General features: G+C 63.5%; 29 protein-coding genes. 19 read left to right on the top strand and 10 right to left on the bottom strand.

Annotation, left to right across the window (positions count from 1 at the left end):
- Nucleotides 1-92: 92 nt before the first annotated feature.
- Both HUN39_RS08005 and HUN39_RS08000 read left to right on the top strand, forming a co-directional pair.
- Entirely contained in the window at nt 93-527 is a 435-nt protein-coding gene (locus HUN39_RS08005; RefSeq protein WP_175093933.1) for a hypothetical protein, read from the top strand.
- A gap of 36 nt (nt 528-563) precedes the next feature.
- A complete protein-coding gene (locus HUN39_RS08000) occupies nt 564-974 on the top strand; it encodes a DUF6460 domain-containing protein (RefSeq protein WP_175093932.1) in 411 nt (136 codons plus the stop codon).
- Nucleotides 975-996: 22 nt separating this feature from the next.
- Here the strand turns inward: HUN39_RS08000 and HUN39_RS07995 are convergent, their stop codons facing one another.
- Nucleotides 997-1,956 carry an extensin-like domain-containing protein gene (locus HUN39_RS07995; RefSeq protein ID WP_175093931.1) on the bottom strand — a complete coding sequence of 320 codons (960 nt, stop codon included), beginning with the start codon at nt 1,954-1,956 and terminating at the stop codon, nt 997-999.
- 1,387 nt (nt 1,957-3,343) lie between these two features.
- Between HUN39_RS07995 and HUN39_RS07990 the strand changes: the two genes are divergently transcribed.
- Nucleotides 3,344-3,829, top strand: a complete 486-nt coding sequence (locus tag HUN39_RS07990; protein ID WP_175093930.1) for an SH3 domain-containing protein — start codon at nt 3,344-3,346, stop codon at nt 3,827-3,829.
- Between the two features lie 117 nt (nt 3,830-3,946).
- Here HUN39_RS07990 and HUN39_RS07985 read toward each other — a convergent pair whose 3' ends face one another.
- Nucleotides 3,947-4,357 carry a DUF2852 domain-containing protein gene (locus HUN39_RS07985; RefSeq protein ID WP_232365978.1) on the bottom strand — a complete coding sequence of 137 codons (411 nt, stop codon included), beginning with the start codon at nt 4,355-4,357 and terminating at the stop codon, nt 3,947-3,949.
- Nucleotides 4,358-4,868: 511 nt separating this feature from the next.
- On the opposite strand from HUN39_RS07985, the gene HUN39_RS07980 reads away from it, so the two are divergent.
- A complete protein-coding gene (locus tag HUN39_RS07980) occupies nt 4,869-5,909 on the top strand; it encodes a Fic family protein (RefSeq protein WP_210266886.1) in 1,041 nt (346 codons plus the stop codon).
- A gap of 96 nt (nt 5,910-6,005) precedes the next feature.
- On the opposite strand, the gene minE is transcribed toward HUN39_RS07980, so the two are convergent.
- The 5 genes from minE to HUN39_RS07955 all read right to left on the bottom strand — a co-directional run bounded on the left by minE (nt 6,006) and on the right by HUN39_RS07955 (nt 9,468).
- Nucleotides 6,006-6,326 (bottom strand): cell division topological specificity factor MinE, encoded by a 321-nt coding sequence (gene minE, locus HUN39_RS07975; protein WP_175093928.1) that lies wholly within the window; start codon nt 6,324-6,326, stop codon nt 6,006-6,008.
- Entirely contained in the window at nt 6,323-7,138 is an 816-nt protein-coding gene (minD, locus tag HUN39_RS07970; RefSeq protein WP_014891484.1) for a septum site-determining protein MinD, read from the bottom strand. The genes minE and minD overlap by 4 nt, the downstream gene beginning before the upstream one ends.
- A gap of 13 nt (nt 7,139-7,151) precedes the next feature.
- Complete coding sequence (gene minC / locus HUN39_RS07965; protein WP_175093927.1) at nt 7,152-7,952, bottom strand: septum site-determining protein MinC; 801 nt, start codon at nt 7,950-7,952, stop codon at nt 7,152-7,154.
- 105 nt (nt 7,953-8,057) lie between these two features.
- Nucleotides 8,058-8,678, bottom strand: coding sequence for a TetR/AcrR family transcriptional regulator (locus HUN39_RS07960; protein ID WP_123174345.1), 621 nt, complete (start codon nt 8,676-8,678; stop codon nt 8,058-8,060).
- A gap of 43 nt (nt 8,679-8,721) precedes the next feature.
- Nucleotides 8,722-9,468 (bottom strand): YebC/PmpR family DNA-binding transcriptional regulator, encoded by a 747-nt coding sequence (locus tag HUN39_RS07955; RefSeq protein WP_175093926.1) that lies wholly within the window; start codon nt 9,466-9,468, stop codon nt 8,722-8,724.
- Nucleotides 9,469-9,572: 104 nt separating this feature from the next.
- Here HUN39_RS07955 and HUN39_RS07950 point away from each other — a divergent pair, with 104 nt between their 5' ends.
- The 8 genes from HUN39_RS07950 to HUN39_RS07915 all read left to right on the top strand — a co-directional run bounded on the left by HUN39_RS07950 (nt 9,573) and on the right by HUN39_RS07915 (nt 16,992).
- Nucleotides 9,573-10,511, top strand: coding sequence for an LOG family protein (locus tag HUN39_RS07950; RefSeq protein WP_175093925.1), 939 nt, complete (start codon nt 9,573-9,575; stop codon nt 10,509-10,511).
- Between the two features lie 133 nt (nt 10,512-10,644).
- On the top strand, nt 10,645-10,989 hold the full coding sequence (locus HUN39_RS07945; RefSeq protein ID WP_175093924.1) for a YidB family protein: 345 nt from the start codon (nt 10,645-10,647) through the stop codon (nt 10,987-10,989).
- Between the two features lie 212 nt (nt 10,990-11,201).
- A complete protein-coding gene (gmd, locus tag HUN39_RS07940) occupies nt 11,202-12,185 on the top strand; it encodes a GDP-mannose 4,6-dehydratase (protein WP_175093923.1) in 984 nt (327 codons plus the stop codon).
- A 19-nt stretch (nt 12,186-12,204) separates the two neighbouring features.
- The gene (locus HUN39_RS07935; protein WP_175093922.1) at nt 12,205-13,194 is read left to right on the top strand and encodes an NAD-dependent epimerase/dehydratase family protein; all 990 of its coding nucleotides are present in this window, start codon (nt 12,205-12,207) and stop codon (nt 13,192-13,194) included.
- Nucleotides 13,191-14,612: a glycosyltransferase family 4 protein gene (locus HUN39_RS07930; RefSeq protein ID WP_175093921.1), complete on the top strand. Its 1,422-nt coding sequence runs from the start codon at nt 13,191-13,193 to the stop codon at nt 14,610-14,612. The genes HUN39_RS07935 and HUN39_RS07930 overlap by 4 nt, the downstream gene beginning before the upstream one ends.
- A gap of 187 nt (nt 14,613-14,799) precedes the next feature.
- On the top strand, nt 14,800-15,330 hold the full coding sequence (locus HUN39_RS07925) for a hypothetical protein (protein ID WP_175093920.1): 531 nt from the start codon (nt 14,800-14,802) through the stop codon (nt 15,328-15,330).
- A 160-nt stretch (nt 15,331-15,490) separates the two neighbouring features.
- Nucleotides 15,491-16,492, top strand: a complete 1,002-nt coding sequence (locus HUN39_RS07920; protein WP_175093919.1) for an adenosine kinase — start codon at nt 15,491-15,493, stop codon at nt 16,490-16,492.
- A 62-nt stretch (nt 16,493-16,554) separates the two neighbouring features.
- A complete protein-coding gene (locus HUN39_RS07915; RefSeq protein ID WP_175093918.1) occupies nt 16,555-16,992 on the top strand; it encodes an FKBP-type peptidyl-prolyl cis-trans isomerase in 438 nt (145 codons plus the stop codon).
- A 141-nt stretch (nt 16,993-17,133) separates the two neighbouring features.
- Here the strand turns inward: HUN39_RS07915 and ubiB are convergent, their stop codons facing one another.
- A complete protein-coding gene (gene ubiB, locus HUN39_RS07910; RefSeq protein WP_175093917.1) occupies nt 17,134-18,699 on the bottom strand; it encodes a 2-polyprenylphenol 6-hydroxylase in 1,566 nt (521 codons plus the stop codon).
- Between the two features lie 125 nt (nt 18,700-18,824).
- Nucleotides 18,825-19,595: a bifunctional demethylmenaquinone methyltransferase/2-methoxy-6-polyprenyl-1,4-benzoquinol methylase UbiE gene (gene ubiE, locus HUN39_RS07905; protein ID WP_175094027.1), complete on the bottom strand. Its 771-nt coding sequence runs from the start codon at nt 19,593-19,595 to the stop codon at nt 18,825-18,827.
- 110 nt (nt 19,596-19,705) lie between these two features.
- Here ubiE and mutM point away from each other — a divergent pair, with 110 nt between their 5' ends.
- The 7 genes from mutM (at nt 19,706) to HUN39_RS07870 (ending at nt 26,134) form a co-directional block, all read left to right on the top strand.
- On the top strand, nt 19,706-20,575 hold the full coding sequence (mutM, locus tag HUN39_RS07900; protein ID WP_175093916.1) for a bifunctional DNA-formamidopyrimidine glycosylase/DNA-(apurinic or apyrimidinic site) lyase: 870 nt from the start codon (nt 19,706-19,708) through the stop codon (nt 20,573-20,575).
- Between the two features lie 40 nt (nt 20,576-20,615).
- The gene (locus HUN39_RS07895) at nt 20,616-21,380 is read left to right on the top strand and encodes an ABC transporter ATP-binding protein (protein WP_175093915.1); all 765 of its coding nucleotides are present in this window, start codon (nt 20,616-20,618) and stop codon (nt 21,378-21,380) included.
- Nucleotides 21,377-22,189 (top strand): ABC transporter permease, encoded by an 813-nt coding sequence (locus HUN39_RS07890; RefSeq protein WP_175093914.1) that lies wholly within the window; start codon nt 21,377-21,379, stop codon nt 22,187-22,189. Before HUN39_RS07895 ends, HUN39_RS07890 begins: the two co-directional genes overlap by 4 nt.
- Before the next feature lie 2 nt (nt 22,190-22,191).
- Nucleotides 22,192-22,920, top strand: a complete 729-nt coding sequence (locus HUN39_RS07885; protein WP_175093913.1) for a TlyA family RNA methyltransferase — start codon at nt 22,192-22,194, stop codon at nt 22,918-22,920.
- Between the two features lie 183 nt (nt 22,921-23,103).
- Nucleotides 23,104-24,372 carry a class I SAM-dependent RNA methyltransferase gene (locus HUN39_RS07880; protein ID WP_175094026.1) on the top strand — a complete coding sequence of 423 codons (1,269 nt, stop codon included), beginning with the start codon at nt 23,104-23,106 and terminating at the stop codon, nt 24,370-24,372.
- Nucleotides 24,373-24,524: 152 nt separating this feature from the next.
- Nucleotides 24,525-24,674, top strand: a complete 150-nt coding sequence (locus tag HUN39_RS07875) for a hypothetical protein (protein ID WP_175093912.1) — start codon at nt 24,525-24,527, stop codon at nt 24,672-24,674.
- A 35-nt stretch (nt 24,675-24,709) separates the two neighbouring features.
- Entirely contained in the window at nt 24,710-26,134 is a 1,425-nt protein-coding gene (locus HUN39_RS07870) for an FAD-binding oxidoreductase (protein ID WP_175093911.1), read from the top strand.
- Here HUN39_RS07870 and HUN39_RS07865 read toward each other — a convergent pair.
- On the bottom strand, nt 26,131-26,415 hold the full coding sequence (locus HUN39_RS07865; RefSeq protein WP_175093910.1) for a hypothetical protein: 285 nt from the start codon (nt 26,413-26,415) through the stop codon (nt 26,131-26,133). The two genes, HUN39_RS07870 and HUN39_RS07865, sit on opposite strands and share 4 nt — an antisense overlap.

Below are 26,415 nucleotides of genomic sequence, written 5' to 3'. Positions count from 1 at the left end.
CCATTCAAGCGCGGCCGATGCGCGCGGCCGCCATTGACGCGAGAACGACAAACGCCCATGTGCGAGCAAGCTTCCCCTTAAGAGCGGCGACCATGGGCAAAGCACAGCATCTCTTCCTCGCGATCGTCCTTGCCGCGTCTTTCGGAGCGCCGGCGGTCGCCGAAACGCCGCCGCCGATCATCGCGCCGGACGGCGAACGCTTCACGCTGACCCCCGCCGAGGGCGGCTACGTCCGGCTGAATAAAGAGACCGGCGCCCTGTCCTATTGTTCGGTGAAGGACGGCGTCACGGCGTGTCGGCTCGGCGCCGAGGAGCGCGCCGCGTTTGAGGCGGAGATCGAGCGTCTGCGCAAGGAGAACGCCGCGCTCAAAGCGCGCGCCGAGGCTGCGCCCGTCCCGCCCACGGCAAGACCGAACATGGCGCCGAGCGAAGAGGAATTCGAGCGCGCGCTCTCCTTTACCGAGCGCTTTCTGCGCCGCATAATGCGCCTCTTCCGCGAAGAGACGTCGCCTGGAGGCGCTCTGTGAGGGCCAGAGGGAAGATGCATCCGCAGGAGCGCCCCAATGGCTGATCAGGGACCTTTCGCCAATTGGCCGCATCTCGACAAGCCGCGCCGGCCTGAGCGGCCGGAGGCCCCGCGCGACGTGCTGCTCCTGCCGAGTTCCGACAAAATATCACAGGAAACTAACCAGATGGCGTCGAACAATACGCTTGAAAACTTCCTCGGCGGCTCGCCGCTCAACACTTTCGCGCGGTTGCTCGTCATTTCGCTGGTCGTGGGCGCCCTGCTGATGTGGCTGGAACTGCGGCCGATCGACATTTTTCGCGGCGTCCAGGCTTTCTTCGACCGCATCTATCAGCTGGGGTTCGGCGCGGTGCGGGAGCTTGTCAGCTATGTGCTCGCCGGCGCCATTTTCGTCGTGCCGGCGTGGCTCGTTCTGCGGCTCATCAATGTGGGCGCGACCAAGCGCTGAGGAAGGGCCGGCCTGCAGCGATCTAAAAGGTTCGACGCCGGTGGCCGATGCTCGACGTCTGATCCGGGTCGTCGATGAGCTGGCCGATGCCGTCGCGGCGCGGCGGCAGCGGCGACGGTGGAGGCGGCGCATAGGCCTCCGGTCCAGCGACGGCTCCAAACCCCTCCCGCGCGCCAACTCCAGGCCCCTCGAAGGCGGCGAGCGGCGGCTGGCCCGTCGTGTCATTGTCGGTCTCGTCGTCCGGCGCAGGCGACGCGCGCCGCCCCTGAGCGATCAGCGGCGACGGTTCGGGCGGCGGCAGCGTCTCTTGCGGCTCGGGCTTGCAGATGCTGCGTCCCGAGCGGCCGTGCAGCGCCAGATCGACGTGAATATGGTTGTAGTGGAAGGCGTTGGAGCCCGGCGACAGCACCGTCGAGAAATGCCCGCATGAGCCGCGATGCACGTCCATCAGGAAGGCGCGCGTCTGTTCGTCGCCGCGGCGCCAGTCGCGCACGAGCGTGATCTCGCGGCCGTCGGCGAGCACGAAGCCGCCGATGTCCAGCGCATTGCCGAAGGAATGTTCAGAAAGCTGCGCGCCGCGCTGATTGTTCATGCCGCGGCAGGCGTAAGAGCCCATCGAATTGATCTGGACCACCTGCTGTCCGAAGCGCGCCTGCGCGGCGGGCTGGACGCTGTCGGCGAGCCAGGCGTCGAGCTCGGCGACCATCGAGCAGTCGAGGGTGGCGGTCGCGTTGAAGGAAACCGCCCCGCCCTGCAGCGCCGTCACCTTGAACGGCCTGGTGAGGCCGCAAATGCCCGGACCGTCGACTTCGGGCGCGAGCGCGATGAATTCGGAAGGGTTGACGCGTCTTTCCGCGAGACAGGCGTTCTCAGCCTGCGTGCGCCAGGCCGGCCGCTGCGGCTTCTGCCCGATCGAGCACGCGGAAAGCGTCGCCGCGACGAGCGCCAGCACAAGCAGCGAGTGATGGGCGCGGCGGACCATGCCGCGAGGATGGGCGCCGGGCCGTTAATTCAGGGTCGAGAATTGTGGTTAATGCTCAAATATTTGAGGACTGTTGCGGGCGATCCACACACCCGCGCAAGCTGCACGGATACGCTGCGCATGAGGGCGGTAGCGCGGGAGGCGTGATCAGCGAGCAAATCTGCTCAAGCGCCGCTTCCATGTTTCGCCGGCCTTGAGTTCAGTCTTCAACACCCATTTCCTTCGAATCGTCCTGATCGCCCGCGACGATGTCTTGAGAATGACTTCCGGTTCCGGTTCTTTCACGCGCGGTGCCGTGAGAATCGGGGTCGCCACTGCTGGCTGCGGCTTCACCTTTTTGGGTTCCGCAGGAACGGCCTCTGCAACTTTGGCCGGCTGACGCACACGACGCGTCCGAGTTGATGCGACTCTCGCCGGAGGATCGCTAATGACGTCGTTTTCCAGCAGGTTCGGCAGCACGCGCCCCCGAGGGCCATTCGGCTCCGGCGGAATTTGGGAACGTTCAGCCGCTCTGCCGCCGAAAACCGCGTCCGCCGCGTCTAAAGCCGCCAAATATGTGGCGTCACGTTCGACCTCGACGGCCGCCGCAGCGCCCGGGTCCCGAAGAGATATGCTCCCAGCAGCATTTTCAGCCTCATTGATCTTCCAGGGATTCGAAATCCGAGATTTGGGAGACCGACCTTTATATGCCGTTATGAACGGACGCGTGGGCTGGCGCATTGAAGCTGAAGATCTTTCTGTTGACGTATATGGCAAGGAAGGTTGCTCGAAAGACCCGCCTCGGCACAAGCGTAATTGAGTATTGAGAACATGCCCGGGCATGACGCTCAGTCCAAGCGTCTGGGACGAAGGACGTTCGCTCCATATAACGGAAAAGGCGCAACACGTCATCGTCATGGCGCACTCATGGCGTAAATCGGACATTGCCGATTTGCGCCTTGTTCAGCTCCTTAAACCAATTGCGCGCTCCCCTTTTGCTTCCCTTTGCTGGCGGCGACCCTAGCTTCGTATGGGTCGGAGGCGCCTCCATAGCGGATCATGTAGAGTCGGAACTTAAATTCGTCTTTCGCCAAGACGTGGCGCGCTCAAATCCGTTTTTAGCCGCTCAGTCTGGTTGCAGACACACGCTGCGGCTGTGGGCGTGGTTGCGTCCTGCTATCTCGGAAATATTGTGCAACCCCTCTAGAAAAGCTTCAGGTCTATCCCAACTGAAAAACCATCAAGCGCTGCGGTTTGCTTTTTCTTGTCTCCTGAACAACGAATGAGTCGGAGCGTTGCTGAAAGACCCGTTAAACGATCTCAGTAAAACCCTCCACCCGCTCGCCTGATATGTCGGCGCAACGTGAGAAGACAGAAGTCCGTTGTCGTTCACTTGGGAGATTTAGTCATGCGAAACATGCTCATTGCAGCGACGGTCGGCCTCGTCGCTTTTCTTGTCCAGGACATTGCCCAGGCGACCCCCGCCCAAAGTCCAGCCGAACTGCGCGCCGGACCAGGAATGTCGTGGAAAAAAATCGGTCAGATCCCGGCCGGCGCCGATGTAGAGGTGTTGAGCTGCAACGAGGGGTGGACTCACAGCTGGTGCCAGGTCCGCTATGGTTCGAAGACCGGATGGGTGAATGCGCCTGTGCTCGGGACCTCGCGATCAGAGGTCGTCATCGCGCCGGTCGTGACGACCAACGCCGCCAGTCTGAAAAAGCGGGCGAGCATGTTTTCACGGGTTATCGAGACGATTCCCGGCGGCGAAAAGGTCGACGTCCTTGGCTGCCCGCATGGACTCGGCAGCGGCTGGTGCCACGTCTCCTACAATGGCAAGACCGGATTCGTCAGAGGGGGTCTTTTGACGCGCCAACGGTCCGTCATTCCCCGTTAAGAACGCACGCGAGGCGAGAAAATTCGGCCGCGCAGCCACCGAAAAAAGGCGCAAACCGGACATCGCCGATTTGCGCCTCTTCTGTTCAGGTCGGCGTTTGCGCAGCCTTAACCGGCCTTACGCGCCTTTATCCTCGCCTTTGCGGCCGCGCATAAAGGATTCGAACTCATCGCGGTCGCGCGCGCGGCGCAGTTGGTCGATATGCTCGGCGAAATCGCGCTCCGCTTCGGCGACCTTGCGACGCTCTTCCTCGAGACGCGCGAGTTCGCCTTCGCGCCATTCGTCGAAGGCGACATTGCCGGTCGAACGCATGAAAGAGGGGCCGCCCCAAGCGGTCGATCCCTCTCTCGCGACGCCGCTCACGGCTTCCTTCACCCGCGCGCCCTGCTCCTGGGCAAAGGCGAAGAAGTCGCCTTCATAGCCCTGGCTGCGCTGCCAAAGCTTCCAGACCAGAATGGCGAGGCCGAGCGGCCAAAAGATGAAAAAGCCAAGGATCACCGCCGCGATCTCATAGGGCCTCCAGGACATTCGTCCGCAATGTCCCCAGGGCGAGCCGCCCTCTCCGGATGACGACATTCGAGAATAACGATGGCAGCTCATGATGGGCTCCAGTTTGTCAACGGCCCGCCCGCCGCAAAGCGGGGCCGACAGCAATGTAATATGCATTAACATTGGCGCAAGGGGAAAGGGCGCGAAGACCGAGGATGAGGGGAGAAACTGGGCGATTTAGAGAGGCCAGACTAAAAGTCCGTGACGTTCGGGCTTGACCAGCCGTTCTTATTAAGCGTCCGCCATAGTATGCAGCGATCTCATGCGCTTAAATTCGTCTGGCGTGTATATGGGGTTCCAAAGACCTCCATATTAATACGTCAGCATAATATAGGATCCTTTGTCGAATCATATTAAAGTATGCATTTAACAAGAATGGGTGACAAATTTGAGCGATAGATCGGGAAAATACGCGCTGCAGCCAAGCGGCTACAGAGCTTTCATACCGGCGCCTTTACCGCCCGACCCACCCGTGGAAATCGATTCCGAAATGCAATGGCTGCTGTCCGAGGCCGATCGCGCCTTGGGTCGGCTTGATGGCTCGATTCAAACTTTGCCTAACCCGGAACTGTTCGTATTTATGTATGTGCGCAAGGAGGCGGTTTTATCCAGCCAAATCGAAGGCACGCAAGCCTCGTTAAACGACCTTCTCAAAGCCGAGGCGAAGATATTCGACTCCGAAGCGCCAAACGACGTCGACGAAGTTTTGAACTATGTCGCCGGCATGAATTACGGACTGGCGAGACTGCGAGAAATCCCCCTATCCATAAGATTGATCAAGGAGCTGCATCAGCAATTGCTCAAAGGCGTCCGCGGACGAAATCTCCAGCCGGGAGAACTGCGTCGCAGCCAAAACTGGATCGGCCCGGCCGGCAGCACGCTTTTAACGGCGACATTTATTCCTCCTCCTTATCAAGAGGCGGAGGCGGCATTGGGCGAATTGGAAAAATTTCTCCATGCGAGCGACGAGCTTCCGCCCTTGATCAAGATCGGCCTGGCTCACGCTCAATTCGAAACCATCCATCCGTTTCTTGACGGCAATGGGCGCATTGGTCGGCTGTTGATCACATTCTTTCTCTGCCAGCGAAACATATTGCAGAAGCCCGTCCTTTATCTCTCTCATTATTTCAAGCAACATCGGAGCGAATATTACGAGAAACTGCAAAGAACGCGAGTCTCCGGCGATTGGGAGGGCTGGCTTAAGTTTTTCCTGAGAGGGGTGGCCGACGTCGGCCGACAAGCTACGGATACGGCGCGCGAAATCGTCGATCTGAGAGAAAAGCATCTACACATAATAATGAACGAATTTGGAGGAACGGCCGCGAACGCAAATAAGCTTCTTGAATATCTGTATTCGCATCCAACAGTCAGCGTGAATAGCGTAAAAGAGGTTCTACAAGTGAGTTTCCCGAACGCGAACTCTCTTGTAGAAAAATTCTGCAAAAATCAGATATTGTTTGAGATCACAGGCCGAGCAAGAAATAGGGTCTTCAGCTATTCGCCCTATATCAATCTGTTCGCCAATCTATAAGGCGATTCAGCGCTTGAAAGAAAGCCGAGACGGCGCGCGATGCGCGCCGAACTCGACTGCTTTTCCCTTGCCGCGCTTCGCAAGCGCCGCAAGCCGTCAGGCCGCCTTGCCGCTCAGATCCTCTTCAAGCACGGCGTCATCTGCGAATGGCGCGGTCGTTTCGCGCGTCGCCCCCGGCTCGATTTCGATGTCGATTTCGAGCAGCGACATGTCTTCCTTGCGATGCATCTTCACCATGACCTTTTCGGGGTCGACGTTGATGTGCTTGGAGATCGCGATGAGGACTTCCTTGTGCAGCACGGCGATCAGATCCGAATCGCGCGCCGATTTGCGTTCATGCGCGAGAAGGATCTGCAGGCGCTCGCGCGCAACCGGCGCGGTGGCGCCGCGACGCCCGAACAATCCAAAAATATTCATGCCGCCCTCCGACCAAAGAGCCGAACGAAAAGTCCCCTCTTGTCAGCGGGAATGTTCACCGGCAGTTTTTCGCCGCACAGCCTCTTCGCCGCTTCCGAATAGGCGCGCGCCGCGGGGCTCATGGCGTTGTGAAGAATGATGGGCGCGCCGACGTTCGACGCGCGCAGAACGTCTTCGCTCTCCGGCACGATTCCAAGCAGCGGTATCGAGAGAATTTCGAGCACGTCGTCAACGCTGAGCATCTCGCCGCGGCCCGCGCGCTGCGCGTCATATCGCGTCAGCAGCAGATGCTTCTCGACGCGTTCGCCCTTTTCGGCGCGTTCGGTCTTGGCGTCGAGCAATCCGATGATGCGATCGGAATCGCGCACCGAGGAGACTTCCGGATTGGCGACGACCACCGCGACGTCGGCGAAGCGCATCGCGAGCGTCGCGCCGCGTTCGATGCCGGCGGGACTGTCGCAGACGATCCAGTCGAATTTTTCGCGCAATTCGCCGATGACGCGCTGCACGCCCTCTTCGGTCAAGGCGTCCTTGTCGCGCGTCTGCGACGCGGGCAGCAGATAGAGATTGTTCAAGCGCTTGTCGCGGATGAGCGCCTGATGGAGCTTCGCGTCGCCCTGGGCGACGTTGATGAGATCAAAGACCACGCGCCGCTCGGCGCCCATGACGAGATCGAGGTTGCGCAGGCCGACGTCGAAGTCGACGACCGCGACCTTGTGACCCTGTTGGGCCAGCGCGGCCCCGAGAGCCGCGGTTGACGTTGTCTTTCCGACGCCCCCTTTGCCGGAGGTCACCACCAAAGTCTTGGCCATTTTTCGTCCTCTCTTAATCGAGCCGCGCGATCTTGACCGTCTCGTTTTCGAGCCAGGCCTGGATGGATTGGCTCTGAACATTCGCCGAGATCTCGTCGGCGGTCAGATAAACGCCGCAAACCGAGAGCAGCTCGGCTTCAAGCTTGCGGCAGAAAATTCGCGCGCGCTTTTCGCCATAGGCGCCGGCCATCGCGCGGCCGCGCAGCGTTCCGTAGATATGCACGGAGCCGCCCGCCATGATCTCCGCGCCCGACGCGACAGAGCCGATCACGGTCACGTCGCCGTCCGGGTGATAAATCGACTGGCCGGAGCGCACCGGCTCCAGCAGGATCAGCGGCGCAGCCGCCGGGGCCGGCGGCTCGGACGCTTTGGGATCGACGGCCTGCGCGCCGCCGGCGCCGAGCGCGTTGGCGATATCCTCGAAGGCTGCTTCTTCGCTTGGGGTCAGCGTTCCAGGATTTGCGTCTTTGGCGCGCGTTGCGCCGGCGTCCGGCGGCGGCTGCGGGGTGGCGCGACCGCCGGCCAGAATCGGCGGCAGATCGTCGCAGGCCCATGACGAGTCGACGCCCGACAGTCCCATGACGCGTATGCCGCGCCGGGCGAGATTTTCGAGAAGCTCGGTGAGTTGCGGCCGCTCGAGCGTCAGTTTGGTCAGGTCGATGACGATTGACTTCCGGCTGAAGAAGGCGGGCGACTGCTCAAGCAACGCGTCCAGCTGCTCGAACCAGCCTTCGATCGGCTGCTCAGGCTCCAGCGTCAGGACGGGAAAGGACCTGCCTCTGAAGCGGATGTGTCGGGATGACGCTTGCGTCACGGGAGCCCTCACGCAATTAGGATTTGCGTCATTTGAGGGCGTTAACGTTAATGAAGGATTAAAACGCGCGCGTAATTTGGCGCCCAGTCGCGCTTTATCAAGAGATTATGCCGGCGCGGCTTTGGCCCGCGCCGCAGCGCTTTCCATGACGCCTTGCGCGGCGCTCTCGAGCACCAGCGCCGGATCCGCGCTTTTGACGGGATCAAAATGGCCCGAGATGGTCAGCATCGCCACGCCATGCGCGAGCGACCATATTTGCAGCGCCGCGTAGCGCGCGCCCTGCGCCGGCGCGCCCGCCTGTTGCAGCCATGCGACCACGGCGCGCCAAAGAATCTCCAACGCATGGTCGGCGGCGCCGCCCGCTCCCGGATCGGCGAGCGTCTGCGCCTGCCCGAACATGGCTGCGTAAAGCCCCGGTTCGTCCCGCGCGAATTTGAGATAGGCGGCGCACATCGCCCGCATCGCGCTTTTGGCGTCGGGCCGGCCTTCGTCCCACGCCGTTTCAATTCGTGCGCCAAATGTCTCGAAACCGCGGCGCGCCAGCTCGCTCATCAGCGCGTCGCGTCCGCTGAAGTGACGGTAGGGGGCGGCGGGCGAAACGCCGGCGCGGCGCGCCGCCTCGGTGAGCGTCAGCGCCGATGGTCCGCCTTCGGCGAGAATCTCAAGAGCGGCGTCGATCAGCGCCTGTTTGAGCGACCCGTGGTGATAGCCTCGCTTATTGTGCATCTCTCACCCCGGCGCGGATCGGCGTCATCGCCCCGTCGCCGGGTTATCCCGAGAGCTTGGCGACGAGCGCGTCGGAAACCTCGAAATTGGCGTAGACGTTCTGCACGTCGTCATTGTCCTCGAGCAAACCGACGAGCTTGAGGATTTTCTCGCCGGAATCATCGTCGACCTTGATCGTGTTCTGCGGGCGCCAGATGAGCGCCGCCTTGCGCGGCTCGCCGAATTTCTCCTCGAGAGCCTTGGCGACGTCGCGCAGCGATTCGACGGACGTGATCACTTCATGCGTCTCGTCGGTCGTCGAGACGTCGTCGGCGCCGGCGTCGATCGCCGCCTCCATCATCGCGTCTTCCGTCGCCGCCTTCTTGTCGAATTCGACGAGGCCGACGCGATCGAACATGAAGGATACGGCGCCGGTCTCGGCGAGCGCGCCGCCGGCCTTGGTGAAATAGGAGCGCACCTCGCCAGCCGTGCGATTGCGATTATCGGTCAGCGCCTCGACGATCACCGCGACGCCGCCGGGCGCATAGCCCTCGTAACGCACTTCATCATAGTTTTCGGCGTCGGCGCCGGAGGCCTTCTTGATCGCGCGTTCGATATTGTCCTTCGGCATATTCTCCGCCCGGGCGGCGAGAACGGCGGCGCGCAGCCGCGCGTTCATATTCGGGTCGGGCAGGCCCATCTTAGCGGCGACGGTGATTTCTCGGGCGAGCTTTGAAAACAGCTTGGAGCGGATCGCGTCCTGCTTGCCCTTCTTGTGCATGATATTCTTGAATTGACTGTGCCCGGCCATGCGCTCTCGCCCTGCTCCTCGATCAATCTTCGCCTTTCGGCGTCCGGCGGGTCATATACGCCGGACGTATACGGAAATAAAGAAAAGCGCCAAGGAGAGCATGATTGAGCGCGAGCGATGAAGAACGAAATTCTCGGCCTGAGCCCGATGGGCGGGCTCCGTCCGCCCTCCCGGCGCCGCACATCCCGGACCTCGCCGCCGCCAAGCGGCTGCAGGCGATCCTCTCCAGTCCGTCCTATCGCAAGGCCGACGAGGACATTCATTTCCTGACGTCGGCCCAAGCGCGCGGTCCGCGCCTCGAGCTCGAATACCTCAAGGCCGAACTGCTGCTGCGACGCCATGGCGTCACCGATACGATCGTCGTCTTCGGCTCGACTCGCATCGTCGAGCCCACCTTAGCGGAAAGCCGCCTCGCCGAATCGCAGGCGCGCGCGACGGCCAATCCCGAGGACGCGACCCTCGCCAGACGGCTCGCGCTCGCGAAACGCGCCCGCGAAAATTCGCGCTATTATCAGATCGCCCGCGAGTTCGGCGGGCTCGTCGGCGCCGCCCGCGAGAGCGGGGACTGGCCGCGCCTCGCGATCGTCACCGGCGGCGGACCGGGCATCATGGAGGCGGCGAACCGCGGCGCCTTCGAAGCCGGGGCCGAAACGGTGGGGCTCAACATCACCCTGCCGCACGAGCAGTTGCCCAACAGCTATGTCACGCCGTCGCTTTGCCTGCGCTTCCGCTATTTCGCACTGCGCAAGATGCATTTCATGCTGCGCGCGCGGGCGCTGGTCGCCTTTCCCGGCGGCTTCGGCACTTTCGACGAATTGTTCGAGACGCTCACGCTTGTGCAGACCGGCAAGGTCAAGCCGATCCCGATTATTCTCGTGGGGGAAAACTATTGGCGACGCGCCTTTGACGTCGATTTCCTGGTCGACGAGGGCGTGATCGACGCGCAAGACCGCCAACTTTTCCGCTATGCCGAAACCGCTCCGGACATTTGGGCGGAAATCCGGCGCTGGGGCGAACGCAAGGAGGATCTCCTATTTGAATGAAGGCCTTAGCCTGTGTCGGCGATCGCCTGCCCGATCCCCTGCCCGATCCCCCGCCATTGTAAAGCCTATGCCCTGCCTTATCTCAGCTAACGCGGCGCAAGGCGCGCGCTTTTTTTAAAAAGGGAGAATGACCATGAGTTGGCTTAAAGCCATCGCGGGCGGCGTGATCGGCGCCGAAGCCCTGAGCCTTATTAAGGATTATGTGGAGAAGCAGGGCGGCCTCGACGGCGTCGTCAAGAATTTCGAGAACTCCGGACTGGGGAAGCAGATCCACTCCTGGGTCGGCCTCGGTCCCAATGAAAAGATCAGCGAGATGGACATCAGCAAGGTGGTCAACGCCGACAAGCTGATGGAAATCGCCAAGAACGCCGGCGTCGACATCGACAAGGCGAAAGCGCTTCTCGCCCAGTATTTGCCCGAGGCCATCGACAAGGCGACGCCGGAAGGCAAACTGCCGCCGCCCGACAGGCCGGCGTAAGCGGACCAACGCCGTTCTCGACGCTGCCGACGGCGGCGCCTGCCGCCGTCCGGCCTGTTCCCGCCCACGCTCTTGCTTCAGGCGCCCTGATTCTGTAATTGCGTCGCGCGCGCCCTTTTGCGCCGCGCCAGGGCGAGAAACGCCCTGAGGCCGCGCGGCGGCGGGGGCTTCGCCTTCGCCACGGCCGCCGGCCAATTTGAATAGGACCATTGATGACCAAGCGCGCGCTGGTGACCGGCGTTACAGGACAGGACGGCGCCTATCTCTCCCAGTTTCTACTCGACAAGGGCTATGAGGTGCATGGCGTGGTGCGGCGCTCATCGCACCGGGGCGTCGAGGACCATCGCCTGCGTTGGCTCGGCATCAGCGGCAAGCTGAATCTGCACGACGCCGATCTGGCCGATCTCTCAAGCCTGCTGCGCACCGTGCAGGACATTCAGCCGGACGAAATCTATAATCTCGCGGCGCAATCCTATGTCGCGTCGTCCTGGCGCCAGCCCCTCCTCACCGCGAACGTCACCGGCGTCGGCGTGACCAACGTGCTTGAGGCGATGCGGCTCGGCGCGCCCAAAGCGCGCTTCTACCAGGCGTCGTCCTCGGAAATGTACGGGCTCATCCAGGAGCCGATGCAGAGCGAGAAGACGCCCTTCTATCCGCGCAGCCCCTATGCCGTGGCGAAGCTCTACGGCCATTGGATCACGGTGAACTATCGCGAGAGCTTCGGCCTTCACGCCTCCTCGGGCATTCTCTTCAATCATGAAAGCCCGCTGCGCGGCGTCGAATTCGTCACCCGCAAGGTCACGACCGGCGTCGCCGCGATCAAACTCGGCCTCGCCACGGAGTTGCGGCTCGGCAATATCGACGCCAAGCGCGACTGGGGGCACGCCAAGGATTACGTGCGCGCCATGTGGTTGATGCTGCAGCAGGAGAAGCCGGACGATTACGTCGTCGCGACCGGCGTCACCACCACGGTGCGCGATATGTGCCACATCGCTTTCGAGCACGCCGGCCTCGACATGGAAAAATTCGTCATCATCGACCCGGCGTTCTACCGTCCGGCCGAAGTGGACGTTTTGCTTGGCGATTCCAGCAAGGCGCGGCAGGTTCTCGGCTGGACGCCCGAGATCAATCTTCGCGAAATGATTTGCGAGATGGTGGACGCCGATCTCGCGCGGCTGCGGCGCGAGTCGGCCTAACCAGAAAAGGGCGCCCGCGATGGCCGCCTTCGAGCGCATCTTGGTGACGGGCGGCGCCGGATTTGTCGGCGGCCACCTCTGCGCCGCCCTGGCCGAGGCCTATCCGCAGGCGACGCGGTCGCTGCTGCTGCGTCCCGGCGAACGCGGCGGCCATGAGGCTTTCGCCGCGGCCGTCGCCGATCTTGTCGACGAAGCGGCGATCGACGCGCTGATTGCGCGGGTGCGTCCCGATCTCGTCGTGCATCTCGCGGGTCAGTCGTCGATCGGTCAGGCGCCGCACGCCGCCGAAATGACTTGGCGGGCGAATTTTCACGGCTCCTTCGCGCTTGGGGCGGCGGTCGCCCGGCACTGCCCAACGGCGGCGTTTCTCTTCGCCTCGACGGCGGCCGCGTATGGCGCAAGCTTTCGCGACGGGGTCTTGAACGAGGACGCCCCGTTGCAGCCGATGGACGTCTACAGCCGCTCCAAGGTCGCCGCCGAGAGCGCGCTTTCCGATCTGCTGGCTCCCAAAGGGCGGCTCATTGTGGCGCGGCCGGTCAATCATTCAGGACCCGGTCAGCGCAATCGCAATTTCGCTCTCGCCTCCTTCGCCGCGCAGATCGCGGCGATCGAGGCCGGCCGCGCCGAGCCGCGACTCATGGTCGGCGATCTCTCCAAGGCCCGCGATTTCCTCGACGTGCGCGACGTCGTCGACGCCTATATGCGGCTGATCGAAAAAGCGCGGGATCTGCCCGCCTCCGTCTCGATCTTCAACATCGCCTCCGGAACGGCGCATCGCCTGGAAGCGCTGCTCGAGCGGCTGCGCGGACGGGCCAAGGCGCAATTTGCGATCAAGGTCGATTCGGCGCTGCTGCGCCCTGCAAGCGACATCGCCAGCGTCGCCTGCGACGCGACGCGACTGACCGAAGCGACCGGCTGGCGTCCCCGCCACGACATTGACGACATGCTGCAGGCGCTTCTCGACGACGCCCGCGCGGCGGAAACGCAGGCCGCACCGGCGACGTCATGAGCGAGCGGCAAAACCGAGAGCAGGACCGGGAACGCATCCGCCTGCTCGAATTTCAGCTCGATCATTTGCGCGCCGAACTCCTGCATCTGACTCATGAGCGCTATCGGCTGATCTACTCGGTCTCCGGCCATATCTATCGCTTTCTCCGACCGATCGAAGCGTTCTTCGCCGACGCCGCGAACGCACTCAGAGCGCGCTTTCGCCCGCCGCCGCCCGACGCGACGACGCCAGTGGCCTCCGACCAGGGCTCTCCGCCCGCTCGAGGCGCGCCGCTGCCGGCGCGACGGCTGCTGGTTGATGTGACCGGAACGATCAAGCGCGACGCCGGCACCGGCATTCAGCGCGTCGTCAAGGAAGTGACGCGCGGCCTCTCTAGCGGTGAAAGCTTCGACCTGCCCGCGGTGGCGGTTCGCTGCGAGGGCGGCCGGCTGCTGACCGCCAACGGCTTCGTCGCGGAGCTTGTCGGCGGCGACATTGCGCCCGACTCTGAGATCGCGATCGCCGGAGGCGACCGCTTTCTGATGCTTTCCGACAGCTGGAACGCCTTCGACGAACTCGCGCCGATTTTCGCGAAGATTCGCAACGAGGGCGGCGAGGTCGTCACCTGCATCTTCGATCTCATTCCAGAGCTTTATCCGCACGCCTGCCACGAAGTGACGGTGCCGCGCTATCGCGCCTGGCTGCGCAAGGCGCTCCTCGAGAGCGACAGTTTCCTGGCGATTTCGCAAACGGTCGCCGACGAACTCGCCGACTATGTCGCTGCGCAAGGGCTGCCGCATCGTCCCGGCCTCAAGATCGGCTGGTTTCACTGCGGCTCCGATCTTGCGCTGCGCGCAGACGCTGCGCCGCGCGACAAGGTCAAAGCGGCGGTCGCCGGCGATGCGCCGGTCTTTCTCGCCGTGGGCACGATCGAACCGCGCAAGGGTCAGCGCGTCGCCCTTCGCGCTTTTGAAGAACTCTGGGCGAGGGGGCGCGACGTCCGCATCGTCTTCGTCGGCCGGCGCGGCTGGTTTGAAGAAGCGGTGGTGAGCGAAATTCTCGGACATAAGGAATTCGGTCGTCGGCTGTTCTGGTTCGACGATTCGGACGACGACGAGCTTTCGTTTCTCTACGATCACGCGGCGGCGCTGATCTTCCCGTCCTATGCGGAAGGTTTCGGCCTGCCGATCGTCGAGGCGGCGCGGCGCGGCCGCCCGGTGATCTGCAGCGATATCCCGGTCTTCCGCGAGGTCGGAGGGGCCGGCGCGCTCTATTTTCAGGTCAATGACGCCAGGGCGCTGGCCGAGACGATCGCCGACTTTCTCGACGGCCGCCGCGCCGCCGACCCGGACCAGGTCTTGCGCGTCGCCTGGCGCGACGCCGCACGGCGCATCGTCGAGGTGGTCGCGCGCGAGGATTGGAGCCGGCGCCTGCATTAGCCTGCCGGTTTGCGCTGCAGCATGGGAATCGCCGTATTTCCGCGCTCCGTGAAAGCATGGTAGATAGGCGCCAATTGGTCGTGCGGCCCGGCCAGCGCTCTTGCGGCGCGCTGGGCCGCACGACTTTTCGCTTCCAATGCGGGTAGGGCTTTCGCCTTCTCCCACGCCAAAAACGGAAACGCTCTCCATGCAGATCAATATTCCGCTTCTCAATCAGCAGACGCCGCAGACCGTGCTCAAGATGATCAATCTCGAAGCGTCGCAGCTCTCGCTGCCGGATTCGCGCGAGTTGATGTGGGGCGCTTTCGGCGCTTATGGCGTGCTTCAGGCGATCGCGCAGTCGTTCAACCACTCGCTGCTCGGGAGCCTGATCTACGGCGTGATGAGCGTGGTCCTTCTCTACGGCGGCACGTACGGCCTGCTGCGCGTTCTGAAAGAGGACGCAAAGTTTCAGCGCACCGCCACGGCGCTCGCCATCATGAGCGGGCTTGCGGCGCTCATCTATACTGTCCTGCACCTCCTCTTCGGCATCGCCCTGCCGCCGCCCTTGCCGACCGAAAAGCTGCTGCGCTTTCTGCTCTTTCCGATCCTGATTTGGATGGTGTTCATGTACGCCTTCGTGTTCCGGCACGTGTCGCTGCGCCCGGCGCCGGCCTTCTTCGCGGCGGCGCTGTTCGTCATCGTCATCGAAGTGATCCTGTCGCCGATTAGCAGATAGCCGCAAATCCATACTCGGAAGGCGCGGCGCTCGGTCGCCTGATTTCGCGGATTTCGCGAATGCCTCCCATGTGATCGACGGGACTGCGGCGCAATGCTAAACAACGCGCCAGCGGCGCGCAGACGCCCGATTGCCTACGCTAAACGGATTAACGACGCTCATGACCCTATCATTTGATGTTCTGGGCATTGGCAACGCCATCGTCGACACGATCGCGCGCGCCGAGGACGACGATTTGCTGCAGGCCGGACTGCGCAAAGGCTCGATGATGCTGGTCGACGAAGCGCGAGCCGCTGAACTTTATACGGCGATGGGTCCGACGACGGTTATTTCCGGCGGCTCGGCCGCCAACACCATGGCGGGCCTTGCCAGCCTGGGGCGCGCCGCGGGATTCGTCGGCAAGGTCAAGGAAGATGACGCGGGCCGTGAGTTCGCGCATGACATCCGCAAGGCCGGAGTCGTCTTCGACACGCCGGCGGCCGCTGACGGCGCCGCGACCGCGCGCTGCTTGATTTTCGTGACGCCGGACGGTCAGCGCACGATGAACACGTTTCTGGGCGCCTGTCAGGCGCTCGCCCCGACGGACATCGACGAGGGGACGGTCGCGCGCGCGAAGGTCCTCTATATGGAGGGCTACCTCTGGGACCCGCCCGGCGCCAAGGAAGCTTTCCTGAAGGCGGCGAAGATCTCGCGCGCCAACGGACGCAAGGTTGCTATTACCCTTTCCGACAGTTTCTGCGTCGATCGCTATCGCGGCGAATTTCTCTCTCTCATCCGCGATCGGGTGGTCGACATCGTTTTCGCCAATGAAAGCGAATTGCACGCGCTCTATCAAACCGGCGATTTCGAGACGGCCGTCGCGGCGCTGCGCGCCGAAGACGGGCTGCTTGGCGTCGTCACGCGGTCGGAAAAGGGCTGCGTCGTGGCGAATGGCGCGAGCGCCCTCGCCGCGCCGGCCTGTTCTGTCGATGCGGTCGTCGACACGACCGGCGCTGGCGACCTCTTCGCCGCCGGTTTTCTCGCCGGCTACACGCAGGACTTGCCGCATGAACGCAGCGCGATGCTCGGCGCGCTCGCTGCGGCGGAGATCATCTCTCACGTCGGCGCGCGGCCGCAGAAGGATTTGCTGCAACTCGCCCGCGATGCTGGCGTGCTGGAATAAGTTCGGGTTTCCTCGACCTGAGGCGCTCGATCGGCGATTCAAACAAGCTGGAGGAACGAAAGATGCGCCTTGTCTCCAAAGCGGTTCTGGCCGCATTTGCCGCAGTCGCGAGCCTCGCGCTCACCGTTGAAGCGCGCACTGAGGAGCAGATGACGAAAAGCCTCACCGGCCTTCAGTACAAGGACACGAAGGTCGGGACCGGCGCGACCCCAAAGATCGGCCAGACCGCGGTCGTGCATTACACCGGCTGGCTCTACAACAATGGCGAGAAGGGCAAGAAATTCGACTCTTCCCGTGATCGCGGCCAGCCCTTCGAATTCCCGCTCGGCCAGGGGCAAGTGATCAAGGGCTGGGACGAGGGCGTCGAAACCATGAAGGTCGGCGGCAAGCGCACGCTCGTGATTCCGCCGGAACTCGGCTATGGCGCGCGCGGCGCCGGCGGCGTCATTCCGCCGAATGCCTGGCTGATCTTCGATGTGGATCTGGTCGGGGTGAAATAGACGCCGCGTCGGTTGTTGACCGACCAAAGCGCCGCCCGCCATATTTGATGCGGGCGGCGTTTTTATGGAAGCGGACTGAAAGGCCTTCGCTCAAGGAGCAGGGCAAAAGATGAATCTTCGCATTACGCCTAGGCCTTGAGATTAGCGCCCGAAAATCCACATAGCGGCAAAGAGCACTAAGGCGAGGCCGATCAGCATCGTCCTGTCGGAGCGCCGGCGCGTCTCGCCCAGCGCCTCGATCGAGCGCGGCGAAAGATCGACTCCGCGCTCGGACATGTCGCTCACCCGCTGAATCGCCGTTTCGGCTTCCTGCAGCGTCTGCGGCAGGCGCGTCGCGAGCTTCGCCAGCTCCGTGAGACTTCTGCTCGCGTCCTCAATCTTCGCCTTGACGCCAAGATTCTCCTCAATCCAGGAGCGCACCACGGGATCGCAGGTCTTCCAGATGTCGAGCTTGGGATCGAAGGCGCGGGCGACGCCCTCGGCGACGACCATGGTCTTTTGCAGCAGCACCAGCTCGGTGCGCGTGCGCATGTCGAACAGCGCCGTCACTTCGAAGAGCAGGGTCAAGAGACGCGCCATCGAAATATCGGCGGCGTTGATCATGTGCATCGGCTCGCCGATGGCGCGCAGCGCCTGCGCAAACTCTTGAATGGAATGGGCGGCGGGGACATAGCCCGCCTCGAAATGAACCTCGGCGACGCGCTTGTAGTCGCGAATGATGAAGCCGTAGAGAATCTCGGCGAGGAACCGGCGCTCCTTCAATCCCAGCCGGCCCATGATGCCGAAGTCGATGGCGACGAGACGGCCCTTCTTGTCGACGAAGAGATTGCCCTGGTGCATGTCGGCGTGAAAGAAGCCGTCGCGCATGGCGTGGCGCAGGAACGACTGCAGCACATTGCGGCCGATCGCCTTGAGGTCATAGCCCTCGGCCGCAACGCGCTCGATGTCCGAGAGAGGAACGCCGTCGACCCATTCGAGCGTCAGCACTTCGCGATCCGTGCGGCTCCAGTCGACGCTGGGCACGTGAATCTCCGGATCGCCGGCGACATTTTCGGCGAATTCGGACGCGGCCGCCGCCTCGAGACGAAAGTCGGTTTCAAGCCTTACGGTGCGCGCGAGCGTATCGACGACCTCGATCATACGCAGCCGGCGCGCCTCGGAGGAATAGCGCTCAGCGAATCGCGCCACGCGATACATGTCGCGCAGATCGAGCGCGAATCGGCCTTCGATGCCCGGCCGCAGCACTTTCACCGCAACCTTGCGCACGCCCTCCTTGTATTGCGCCTGGGCGACATGCACCTGCGCGACGGACGCGGCGGCGACAGGCTCGCCGAAAGACACAAACAGCTCGTCTATGCTTCGGCCCAGCGCCTTTTCGACGATCGCGACGGCCTTGTCGCGGCCGAACGGCTCCATCCGGTCCTGCAGCGCGGTCAGCGCATCGGCGATCTCGCCCCCGACAATGTCGGGGCGCGTCGCCAAAAACTGCCCGAGCTTCACATAGGAGGGGCCGATCTGCGCTAGCGCGCGCACCAGCGCCCGCCCGGTCCCGTCGCGCTTGCCGCCCGCGAAGAGATTGGCGAAGCGCACGAGCGGCGCCGCCGCAGGCGGCAGCAGCGCCGGATCGAGGAGCGCAAAGACGCCTTCGCGCGCCATGATGTAGCCGGCGCGCGCAAGACGATAGAAATGACCGACGCCAAGGATCACGAACGCCGCCGCTCTTTAGACCACGCTGCATTTGGACGGTATCGCCCAAAATAGCGTGATCGAATCCAAAAGATTAGAGCGCGGCGTCACCGGGTCCCGATTTTTCGCAGCGCGCTGTTGAGAGATCAGCTCTTCCAGCCCGAATGGATCGCCACCACGCCGCCCGTCAACCGCTCAAAACCCGTGCGCCGAAAGCCCGCCTTGCGGATCATCCGTTCGAATTCTTCCGCGCTGGGGAATTTGCGGATCGATTCGACGAGATAGCGGTACGGCTCCGAATCTCCCGCGACAAGCTTGCCGATCGCCGGAATGACGTTGAACGAATAGGCCTCATAGAACTTGTCGAGGCCCGGAACGGCGACCTGCGAAAACTCAAGGCACAGGAAGCGGCCGCCGGGTTTCAGCACGCGATGGGCTTCGGCAAGGGCGACGTCGATGCGCGGCACGTTGCGAATGCCGAAAGCGACCGTGTAGCTGTCGAAATGCGCGTCGGGAAAAGGCAGCGATTCGGCATTGGCCTGCACGAACTCGACGCCGGAAACGCCGCGCTCGCGGGCGCGATCGCGGCCGACTTCGAGCATGTCGCCATTGATGTCGAGCACGACGATTTCCGCGTCATGCGCCGCGCCGGCGGCGATGCGGAAGGCGACATCGCCCGTGCCGCCGGCGACGTCGAGATGGCGAAAGCCCTTGCGCCCGCGCGCATTGACCTTGGCGGCGAGCGTGTCCTTCCACAGCCGGTGCATACCGCCCGACATGAGGTCGTTCATGATATCGTAGCGCCGCGCAACCTTGTGGAAGACGTCGTCGACGAGGCCCTGTTTCTCGTTCAAGGGAACCTCGGAATAGCCGAAATGGGTCGAGCCCTCTCGCTCGGAAGTTCGATCAATCATCAGGCGCTCGGGTGACGAGGAAGGAAGGGGACGGTATAGCCTGTCGCCGAGCCGGTGGCTACGCCCGCGCCGCCCCAGCCCGCCGGGCCTTTTTGACGAGATCAGCCCAATTAATGCCAGAGCTGCCCGAAGTCGAAACCGTGCGACGGGGATTGGGGCCCGCGCTCGTCGGCGCGACGATCGAGCGCGTCGAGCTGAGGCGCCGTGATCTGCGCTTTCCTTTCCCCGAACGCTTTGCCGCGCGTCTTCAAGACCGGCGCGTCCTCGACCTTCGCCGTCGCGCGAAATATCTCCTCGCCGATCTCGACGACGGCCATTCGCTGATCATGCATCTTGGCATGAGCGGCTCGTTTCGCATCGACGAAGAAACGCCAGGCGCGTTTCACCACAAGCGCGACAAAAACGCCGCGCATGACCATGTCGTCTTGCATCTCGATCATGGGCGGCGCGTCGTCTACAACGACCCGCGCCGTTTCGGCTACATGCTGCTCATCGCCACGCATGCGATCGACGAGGACAAGCTGTTTCGCAGCCTCGGGGTGGAACCGTTGAGCGGCGCGCTCGACGCCGCCTTCCTTGCCCGCGTCTTTCGCGGACGCGCGGCGCCGGCGAAAGCGCTGCTGCTCGACCAGCGCCTGATCGCCGGCCTCGGCAATATCTACGTCTGCGAGGCGCTGCATCGCGCGCATATTTCGCCGCTGCGCGCGGCGGGATCGCTTGTTCTCGCAAGCGGCCGGCCGACGGCGGCGTTGGCGCGGCTGCCGCAGTCGATCAAGGATGTCTTGACCGATGCGCTGAAAGCGGGCGGCTCGTCCTTACGTGATCATCGCCAGATCGACGGCTCCCTTGGCTATTTTCAGCATAGTTTCCGCGTCTACGACCGCGAAGGCGCCGCCTGCCCGACGCCGGGCTGCAAGGGTATGATCACGCGCGTCGTTCAATCCGGCCGCTCGACGTTTTATTGTCCCGCGTGTCAGACGTGACGCCCTTGCGAGGCGGCCCGCTGCGAGCTTAATACTCTCCATGTCCCAAAATGCAGTCGCGCCAAGGCCGACGCTCGCCGTCGCCGGCCTTTCGAAGAGTTACGACAAGCGTAGAGTGGTCGGCCCGCTCGATTTCTCGCTTGAGGCCGGCTCCGTCACCGGGCTGCTCGGCGGCAACGGCGCCGGCAAGACCACGACGATCGGTATGGTGATGGGGCTGATCGAACCGACGCAAGGTTCGGTCCACGCTTTCGGCTGCGACATGTCGCGCGAGCGCTACGGCGCGCTCGGCCGGATGAACTTCGAAAGTCCCTATGTCGACATGCCGCATCGCCTCACCGTGCGGCAGAATTTGCGCGTCTTCGGCATGCTCTACGACGTCGAGGATCTCGACGCGAAGATCGAGCAGCTTGCGAAGGATCTGGCGCTTGGGGATTTTCTCGACCGCCAGACCGGACGTCTCTCCGCAGGCCAGAAAACGCGCGTCGCCATCGCCAAATCGCTGATCAACGACCCGCAGCTCCTGCTGCTGGACGAGCCGACGGCGTCGCTCGACCCCGACACGGCGGACTGGGTGCGGGCGCGGTTAGAGGCGCATCGGCGCACGCATAATTGCGCCATTCTGCTCGCCTCCCACAATATGAGCGAGGTCGAGCGTCTATGCGACCGCGTGCTGATGTTGAAGGACGGGACGCTCGTCGACGATGATTCGCCCGCAAGTCTCCTGGCGCGCTATGGCCGCGACACGCTCGAAGAAGTGTTTCTCGACGTCGCCCGCGGCCGCGTGGACGGAGCGCCGGCATGAATGTTTCCTTCAAGCGCATCGGCGCGATGGTGCTGCGCTACGCCTATCTCTTACGCGCGTCCTATACGCGCGTGCTCGACATCATCTATTGGCCGACCGTCCAGCTCCTCACCTGGGGATTTCTGCAGACCTATCTCGTGCGCGCCGGGGCGCTCGCAGCCCCTGGCGGGGCGGCGCAGGCCGCCGGCACGCTGATCGGCGCCATCCTTCTATGGGACATTCTGCTGCGCGGGCAACAGGGCTTCTGCTTCTCCTTCATCGAGGAACTGTGGTCGCGCAATCTCCCCAACATTCTGATGAGCCCGCTACGGCCGACGGAGTTCGTCGGCGCGCTTGTCGCCATGAGCCTCATTCGACTTGCTGTCGGCGTGCTTCCCGTCACGATTTTTGCGATCCTGTTCTTCGGCTTCAATCTCTGGTCGCTGGGGATCGCCTTCGCCGCCTTCTTCGTCGTGCTGATGTTGTTCGCCTGGAGCATCGGCCTCTTCGTCTCCGGCATTCTGCTGCGTTATGGACTTGGCGCGGAAAACCTCGTCTGGTCGCTGATGTTCTTCGTGCAGCCGCTCGGCGCCGTTTATTATCCGGTGACCACGCTGCCCAACTGGCTGCAGCCGATCTCCTGGATGCTGCCGCCGACCTATGTGTTCGAAGGGCTGCGGGGCGTGTTGATCGATCACGTCATCCGCTGGGATCTGCTGGCGCAGGGCTTCGTGATCGACGTCGTTTTGTTCGCGGCCGCATCGGCGGCGTTCGGCCTGCTGCTGAAAAGCGCGCGGCGCGCCGGCACGCTGCTGCAGACCGGAGAGTGACGATGGTCGCGAGCCGCGCCGACACAGCTCTCCATGCGAGAGGGCTTTTCGAGAGTCGCGCCAAGGCGCGCGAGGCGATCGAAGCCGGTCTCGTGAGCGTCGACGGCCGCATTGTCAAAAAGCCCTCCGAGCCAATCGCCGCCGACGCACATATTGTCGCGCGCGCGGCTTACCCCTGGGTGTCGCGCGGCGGCGTGAAGCTGGCGCATGCGCTCGACCAGTATGGCGTCGATCCTCACGGGCGCTTCTGTCTCGACGTCGGCGCCTCGACCGGCGGCTTCACCGACGTTCTGCTGACGCGCGGCGCGCGCCATGTCGTCGCGGTCGACGTCGGTCACGGGCAATTACATGCGCGGCTGCTCGGAGATCCGCGCGTGACATCGCTCGAAGGGCAGGACGCCCGCACGCTGACGGCTGAGCATCTGGTCGAGGCGCCGAGCCTGATCGTGATCGACGCGAGCTTCATTTCGCTTAGCGTCCTGCTTCCGCATGTTCTTTCGCTCGCGGCGCCACGCGCCGATTTTGTCGCGCTGATCAAGCCGCAATTCGAAGCCGGCCGCGCAGCCGTAAAGAAAGGCGTGGTGCGCGACGAGAGAATTCACGCACAAGTTTGCGCGCGCATCGAAGGCGAAATCGAAGCTTTGGGCTGGCGTGTAAACGGCGTCATTCCTTCGCCGATCGAGGGCGGCGACGGCAATCGTGAGTTTCTCGTTCACGCCACGCTTGGATAGGACAAACGGATTGTTTGAAAGTCAGGCCAAGCCCTCGGCTCCTCATCTCACTTCTCCCCGCAAGCGGGGAGAAGGGATATCGGCGCCACGCCTTCGGGACAGAGCAAGCGCGCGATTTTTTCGCGGAACGCCTGCCGTCCCCTCTCCCCGCTTGCGGGGAGAGGTAAGGTGAGGGGCTTGGTGATTGGCTCGCAGCGTCTCGTCATCGAGCGGCTCGGCAATCGCGGCGAGGGCGTGGCGCTACTTGGCGAGCGGCGCGTCTTCATTCCTTATGCGCTTGCCGGCGAGACCGTGATTGCGGAGGTCGGCGGCGAGCACGCGCGCCTCATCGAAATCATCGAAGCGTCGTCGCAGCGTATCGCGCCGATCTGTCCGCACTTTGAGGATTGTGGCGGCTGCGCCGTTCAAACGCTGCGCGCAGACGGCTATGCGGAGTGGAAGCGCAGTCTCGTCGAGACGGCGCTCGCAAATGCGGGTCTGACGCTCGACGTCGCGCCGACCGTCGACGCACATGGCGCCGGCCGGCGGCGCGTGACGTTCCACGCCCGGTTCGACGCCGGCAAGGCGCGCGTCGGCTATATGGCGGCGCGCTCGCATCGAATCGTCGAAATCGAGACCTGTCCAGTGCTCGCGCCCGAACTTGCCGGAGCGCTGCCCGCCGCCCGCGCGATCGCCGCGATTCTCGCGCCGCGCGGCAAGCCGCTCGACATCGCCGTCACGGCGACCCTCGGCGGTTTGGACGTCGAGTTGCGCGGCGCCGGGCCGCTCGACGAGGCCGAAACCCGCGCGCTGCTCGCCGCGGCTGACGCGCATGATCTCGCGCGGCTGACGAATCACGGCATGCTTGTCGCGCTACGCCAGGCGCCGCAGGTCAAAATCGGCGAAGCGGCGCTCACGCTCCCGCCGGGCGCCTTCCTGCAGGCGACCCAGGCCGGCGAAGAAACGCTCGCGGCGCGCGTTCTGAGCGCGACGGCGAAAGCGCAAAATGTCGCCGACCTGTTCTGCGGCGTCGGCGCCTTCGCGCTTCGGCTGGCGCGGCGCGCGCAAGTGAAAGCCTATGATATGGACGCCGGAGCACTCGCGGCGATGCGCGCCGCGGCTCATGCGACGCCAGGCCTACGCACACTCGAAGGCATCACGCGCGATCTCTTCGCGCGTCCGCTCAGCGCCAGCGAACTCAATGGGTTCGACGCCGTCGTGTTCGATCCGCCGCGCGCCGGCGCCGCCGCTCAGGCGGCTGAAATCGCGCGATCGGAAGCTCCGATCGTCGTCGCCGTCTCCTGCCATGCACAAAGTTTCGCCCGTGACGCCGCAATTTTGCTCAAAGGCGGGTACGTCATCCGGGAGATCACGCCGCTCGACCAGTTCCGCTATGCGGCGCATGTCGAGATCGTGGCCGTTTTCGAGAAGTCGAGTGGACGCAAATCCGCAAAACGGCGTCTGCTTGGATGAAATTGTCGGGGCCTGCGCCGCTCTTGCGTGCCAAGAATGTCACAGGATAATCAAGAAACGCCGAGGCGCGGCGGGGTTCTGGCAAAGCGGAGTTGCCGGCCGCCCAAATCAGGCATAGGATTTGCGAGTCGTCCAGCGTAGCCGGAAATTCAATGATTTCCGTGGTCTGGAAGGAGAACGTCATGATGAATGCGCTTATCGCCGCGACATTATGCAGTATCGTCCTCGCAAGCGCGCCGGTCGCCATGCGCGCTTATGTCTACGCCCTCCGCAAAGATGATCGCCGCCGTCACTATCGCTAAGGACAGCGCGACAAAAAGGGCGCATCTTACTGACTGTGACAGCCATTCGGTCTGACGCGCCTCTTTTGCTTTCTCGTCTCGCGGCTATTGTCGGCGAGGCGGCCGTCGTAACGGATGCGACGGCGATGTCCCCTTACCTGGCTGAGCCTCGCGACCTCTATCATGGCCGCGCGCTCTGCGTTCTCAAGCCAAGCGCCCCGCAAGAAGTCGCTCGAATCCTGGCGCTGTGCAATGAAACCGGCGCATCCGTAACGCCCCAAGGCGGCAACACCGGACTCGTTGGCGGACAAACCCCCGATCGAAGCGGCGCATCCGTCGTGCTTTCGCTGGAAAAGCTCAATCGGATTCGCGCCGTCGACGCGACGGCCGACGCGATGACGGTCGAGGCCGGCGTAACGTTATCGCAGGCGCAAGACGCCGCGCAGGCCGCCGACCGCTATTTCCCGCTTTCGCTGGCCTCCGAAGGAAGCTGCACCATCGGCGGCAATCTCGCGACCAACGCCGGCGGCGTGCATGTCCTCGCCTATGGCTCGATGCGCGATTTGGTGCTGGGCGTTGAGGTCGCGCTTGCCGACGGACGGCTGCTCTCGACCCTCGGCGCCCTGCGCAAGGACAACACCGGCTACGATTTGACGCGCCTTTTTGTGGGCTCGGAAGGCACGCTCGGCGTCATCACCGCCGCAACGCTGAAGCTTTTCCCGCCCCCGCGCTCCCACGCCGTCGCCTTTCTCGGGCTTCGCGATCCCGCTCAGGCGCTGCAATTGCTGAACTTCGTCAAAGGCCGCGCGGGTCCGATGCTCAACGCCTTCGAGCTCGTGTCGCGGCAGGGCCTCGAGCTCGTCCTGCGTCACATTCCCGGAACGCGCGATCCTCTGGCGCAGCCGCACGACTGGTACGCGCTGATCGAGCTCGCCGCCTTCGCCGATGGCGAAGCGGAGCGCGCCGCCGCCGACATTCTCGCCGCGGCGATCGAGGCGGATTTGGCGCAAGATGCAACGCTCGCGCAATCGCTGGATCAGGCGCGCGCCCTGTGGAAGCTGCGCGAAAGCATGTCGGAAGCCCAGAAGCGTGAAGGGGGCTCGATCAAGCACGACATCGCCGTTCCGGTGAATACGATTCCGCGCTTCATCGAGGAGGCTGGGCGACGGCTGCGCGCCGCCTTTCCGCAGGCGCGGCCCGTTCCCTTCGGCCACATGGGCGACGGCAACATCCACTATAACGTCTCGCAGCCTGTCGGCGCCGATAAGGCGGAATTCATCGCGCGCTGGGCCGAGGTCAACGCCATCGTGCACGGCGTCGTGCACGAGTTCGGCGGTTCGATTTCCGCCGAACATGGGATCGGACGGCTGAAGCGGGATCTCCTGAGCGAAACGAAAGACCCCGTCGCGCTCGACGCCATGCGCGCCATCAAGGCGGCGCTCGACCCGAACGGCATCCTCAACCCGGGTGTGTTGCTTTAGCTTCGGCGTTGCGGACAGACGATCTTCACCGTGATGCCGTCCCTATAGATGAAATATTCGACGCAAGACTGACCATTGACGTCGACCGGCCGCTTGCCCACGTCAGCGGCGCGCAGGAAATCCGTCATCGACGTATGGCCCTTGTCGTCCCAATCCATTTCCGCCCAGTCGTAGCCTTGCCGCCAGGCCGTGATGGCGCGCGCGACGAAAAAGAACGCCGGAATCGCGAGGATCGCGGCGATGGTCGTCACAATGAGCCATTTGCCGAAGGGCGCCGACAT

The sequence above is a fragment of the Methylocystis silviterrae genome, assembly GCF_013350005.1.
GTDB classification, from domain to species: Bacteria; Pseudomonadota; Alphaproteobacteria; order Rhizobiales; family Beijerinckiaceae; genus Methylocystis; species Methylocystis silviterrae.
The sequence above is the reverse complement of the archived record's forward strand: the minus strand, read 5'-3'. Positions and strand labels throughout refer to the sequence as shown.

Coding starts and splice junctions, on each gene's coding strand:
- minD (WP_014891484.1), bottom strand. CDS start 7,138: ATGGCCAAGACTTTGGTGGTGACCTCCGGCAAAGGGGGCGTCGGAAAG.
- HUN39_RS07885 (WP_175093913.1), top strand. CDS start 22,192: ATGGTCGCGAGCCGCGCCGACACAGCTCTCCATGCGAGAGGGCTTTTC.
- HUN39_RS07920 (WP_175093919.1), top strand. CDS start 15,491: ATGACCCTATCATTTGATGTTCTGGGCATTGGCAACGCCATCGTCGAC.
- HUN39_RS07865 (WP_175093910.1), bottom strand. CDS start 26,415: ATGTCGGCGCCCTTCGGCAAATGGCTCATTGTGACGACCATCGCCGCG.
- minE (WP_175093928.1), bottom strand. CDS start 6,326: ATGAATATTTTTGGATTGTTCGGGCGTCGCGGCGCCACCGCGCCGGTT.
- HUN39_RS07925 (WP_175093920.1), top strand. CDS start 14,800: ATGCAGATCAATATTCCGCTTCTCAATCAGCAGACGCCGCAGACCGTG.
- gmd (WP_175093923.1), top strand. CDS start 11,202: ATGACCAAGCGCGCGCTGGTGACCGGCGTTACAGGACAGGACGGCGCC.
- HUN39_RS07890 (WP_175093914.1), top strand. CDS start 21,377: ATGAATGTTTCCTTCAAGCGCATCGGCGCGATGGTGCTGCGCTACGCC.
- mutM (WP_175093916.1), top strand. CDS start 19,706: ATGCCAGAGCTGCCCGAAGTCGAAACCGTGCGACGGGGATTGGGGCCC.
- HUN39_RS07990 (WP_175093930.1), top strand. CDS start 3,344: ATGCGAAACATGCTCATTGCAGCGACGGTCGGCCTCGTCGCTTTTCTT.
- HUN39_RS07935 (WP_175093922.1), top strand. CDS start 12,205: ATGGCCGCCTTCGAGCGCATCTTGGTGACGGGCGGCGCCGGATTTGTC.
- HUN39_RS07980 (WP_210266886.1), top strand. CDS start 4,869: ATGCAATGGCTGCTGTCCGAGGCCGATCGCGCCTTGGGTCGGCTTGAT.
- HUN39_RS07895 (WP_175093915.1), top strand. CDS start 20,616: ATGTCCCAAAATGCAGTCGCGCCAAGGCCGACGCTCGCCGTCGCCGGC.
- HUN39_RS07945 (WP_175093924.1), top strand. CDS start 10,645: ATGAGTTGGCTTAAAGCCATCGCGGGCGGCGTGATCGGCGCCGAAGCC.
- HUN39_RS07875 (WP_175093912.1), top strand. CDS start 24,525: ATGATTTCCGTGGTCTGGAAGGAGAACGTCATGATGAATGCGCTTATC.
- HUN39_RS08000 (WP_175093932.1), top strand. CDS start 564: ATGGCTGATCAGGGACCTTTCGCCAATTGGCCGCATCTCGACAAGCCG.
- HUN39_RS08005 (WP_175093933.1), top strand. CDS start 93: ATGGGCAAAGCACAGCATCTCTTCCTCGCGATCGTCCTTGCCGCGTCT.
- HUN39_RS07985 (WP_232365978.1), bottom strand. CDS start 4,357: ATGTCCTGGAGGCCCTATGAGATCGCGGCGGTGATCCTTGGCTTTTTC.
- HUN39_RS07995 (WP_175093931.1), bottom strand. CDS start 1,956: ATGGTCCGCCGCGCCCATCACTCGCTGCTTGTGCTGGCGCTCGTCGCG.
- HUN39_RS07930 (WP_175093921.1), top strand. CDS start 13,191: ATGAGCGAGCGGCAAAACCGAGAGCAGGACCGGGAACGCATCCGCCTG.
- HUN39_RS07915 (WP_175093918.1), top strand. CDS start 16,555: ATGCGCCTTGTCTCCAAAGCGGTTCTGGCCGCATTTGCCGCAGTCGCG.
- HUN39_RS07955 (WP_175093926.1), bottom strand. CDS start 9,468: ATGGCCGGGCACAGTCAATTCAAGAATATCATGCACAAGAAGGGCAAG.
- HUN39_RS07960 (WP_123174345.1), bottom strand. CDS start 8,678: ATGCACAATAAGCGAGGCTATCACCACGGGTCGCTCAAACAGGCGCTG.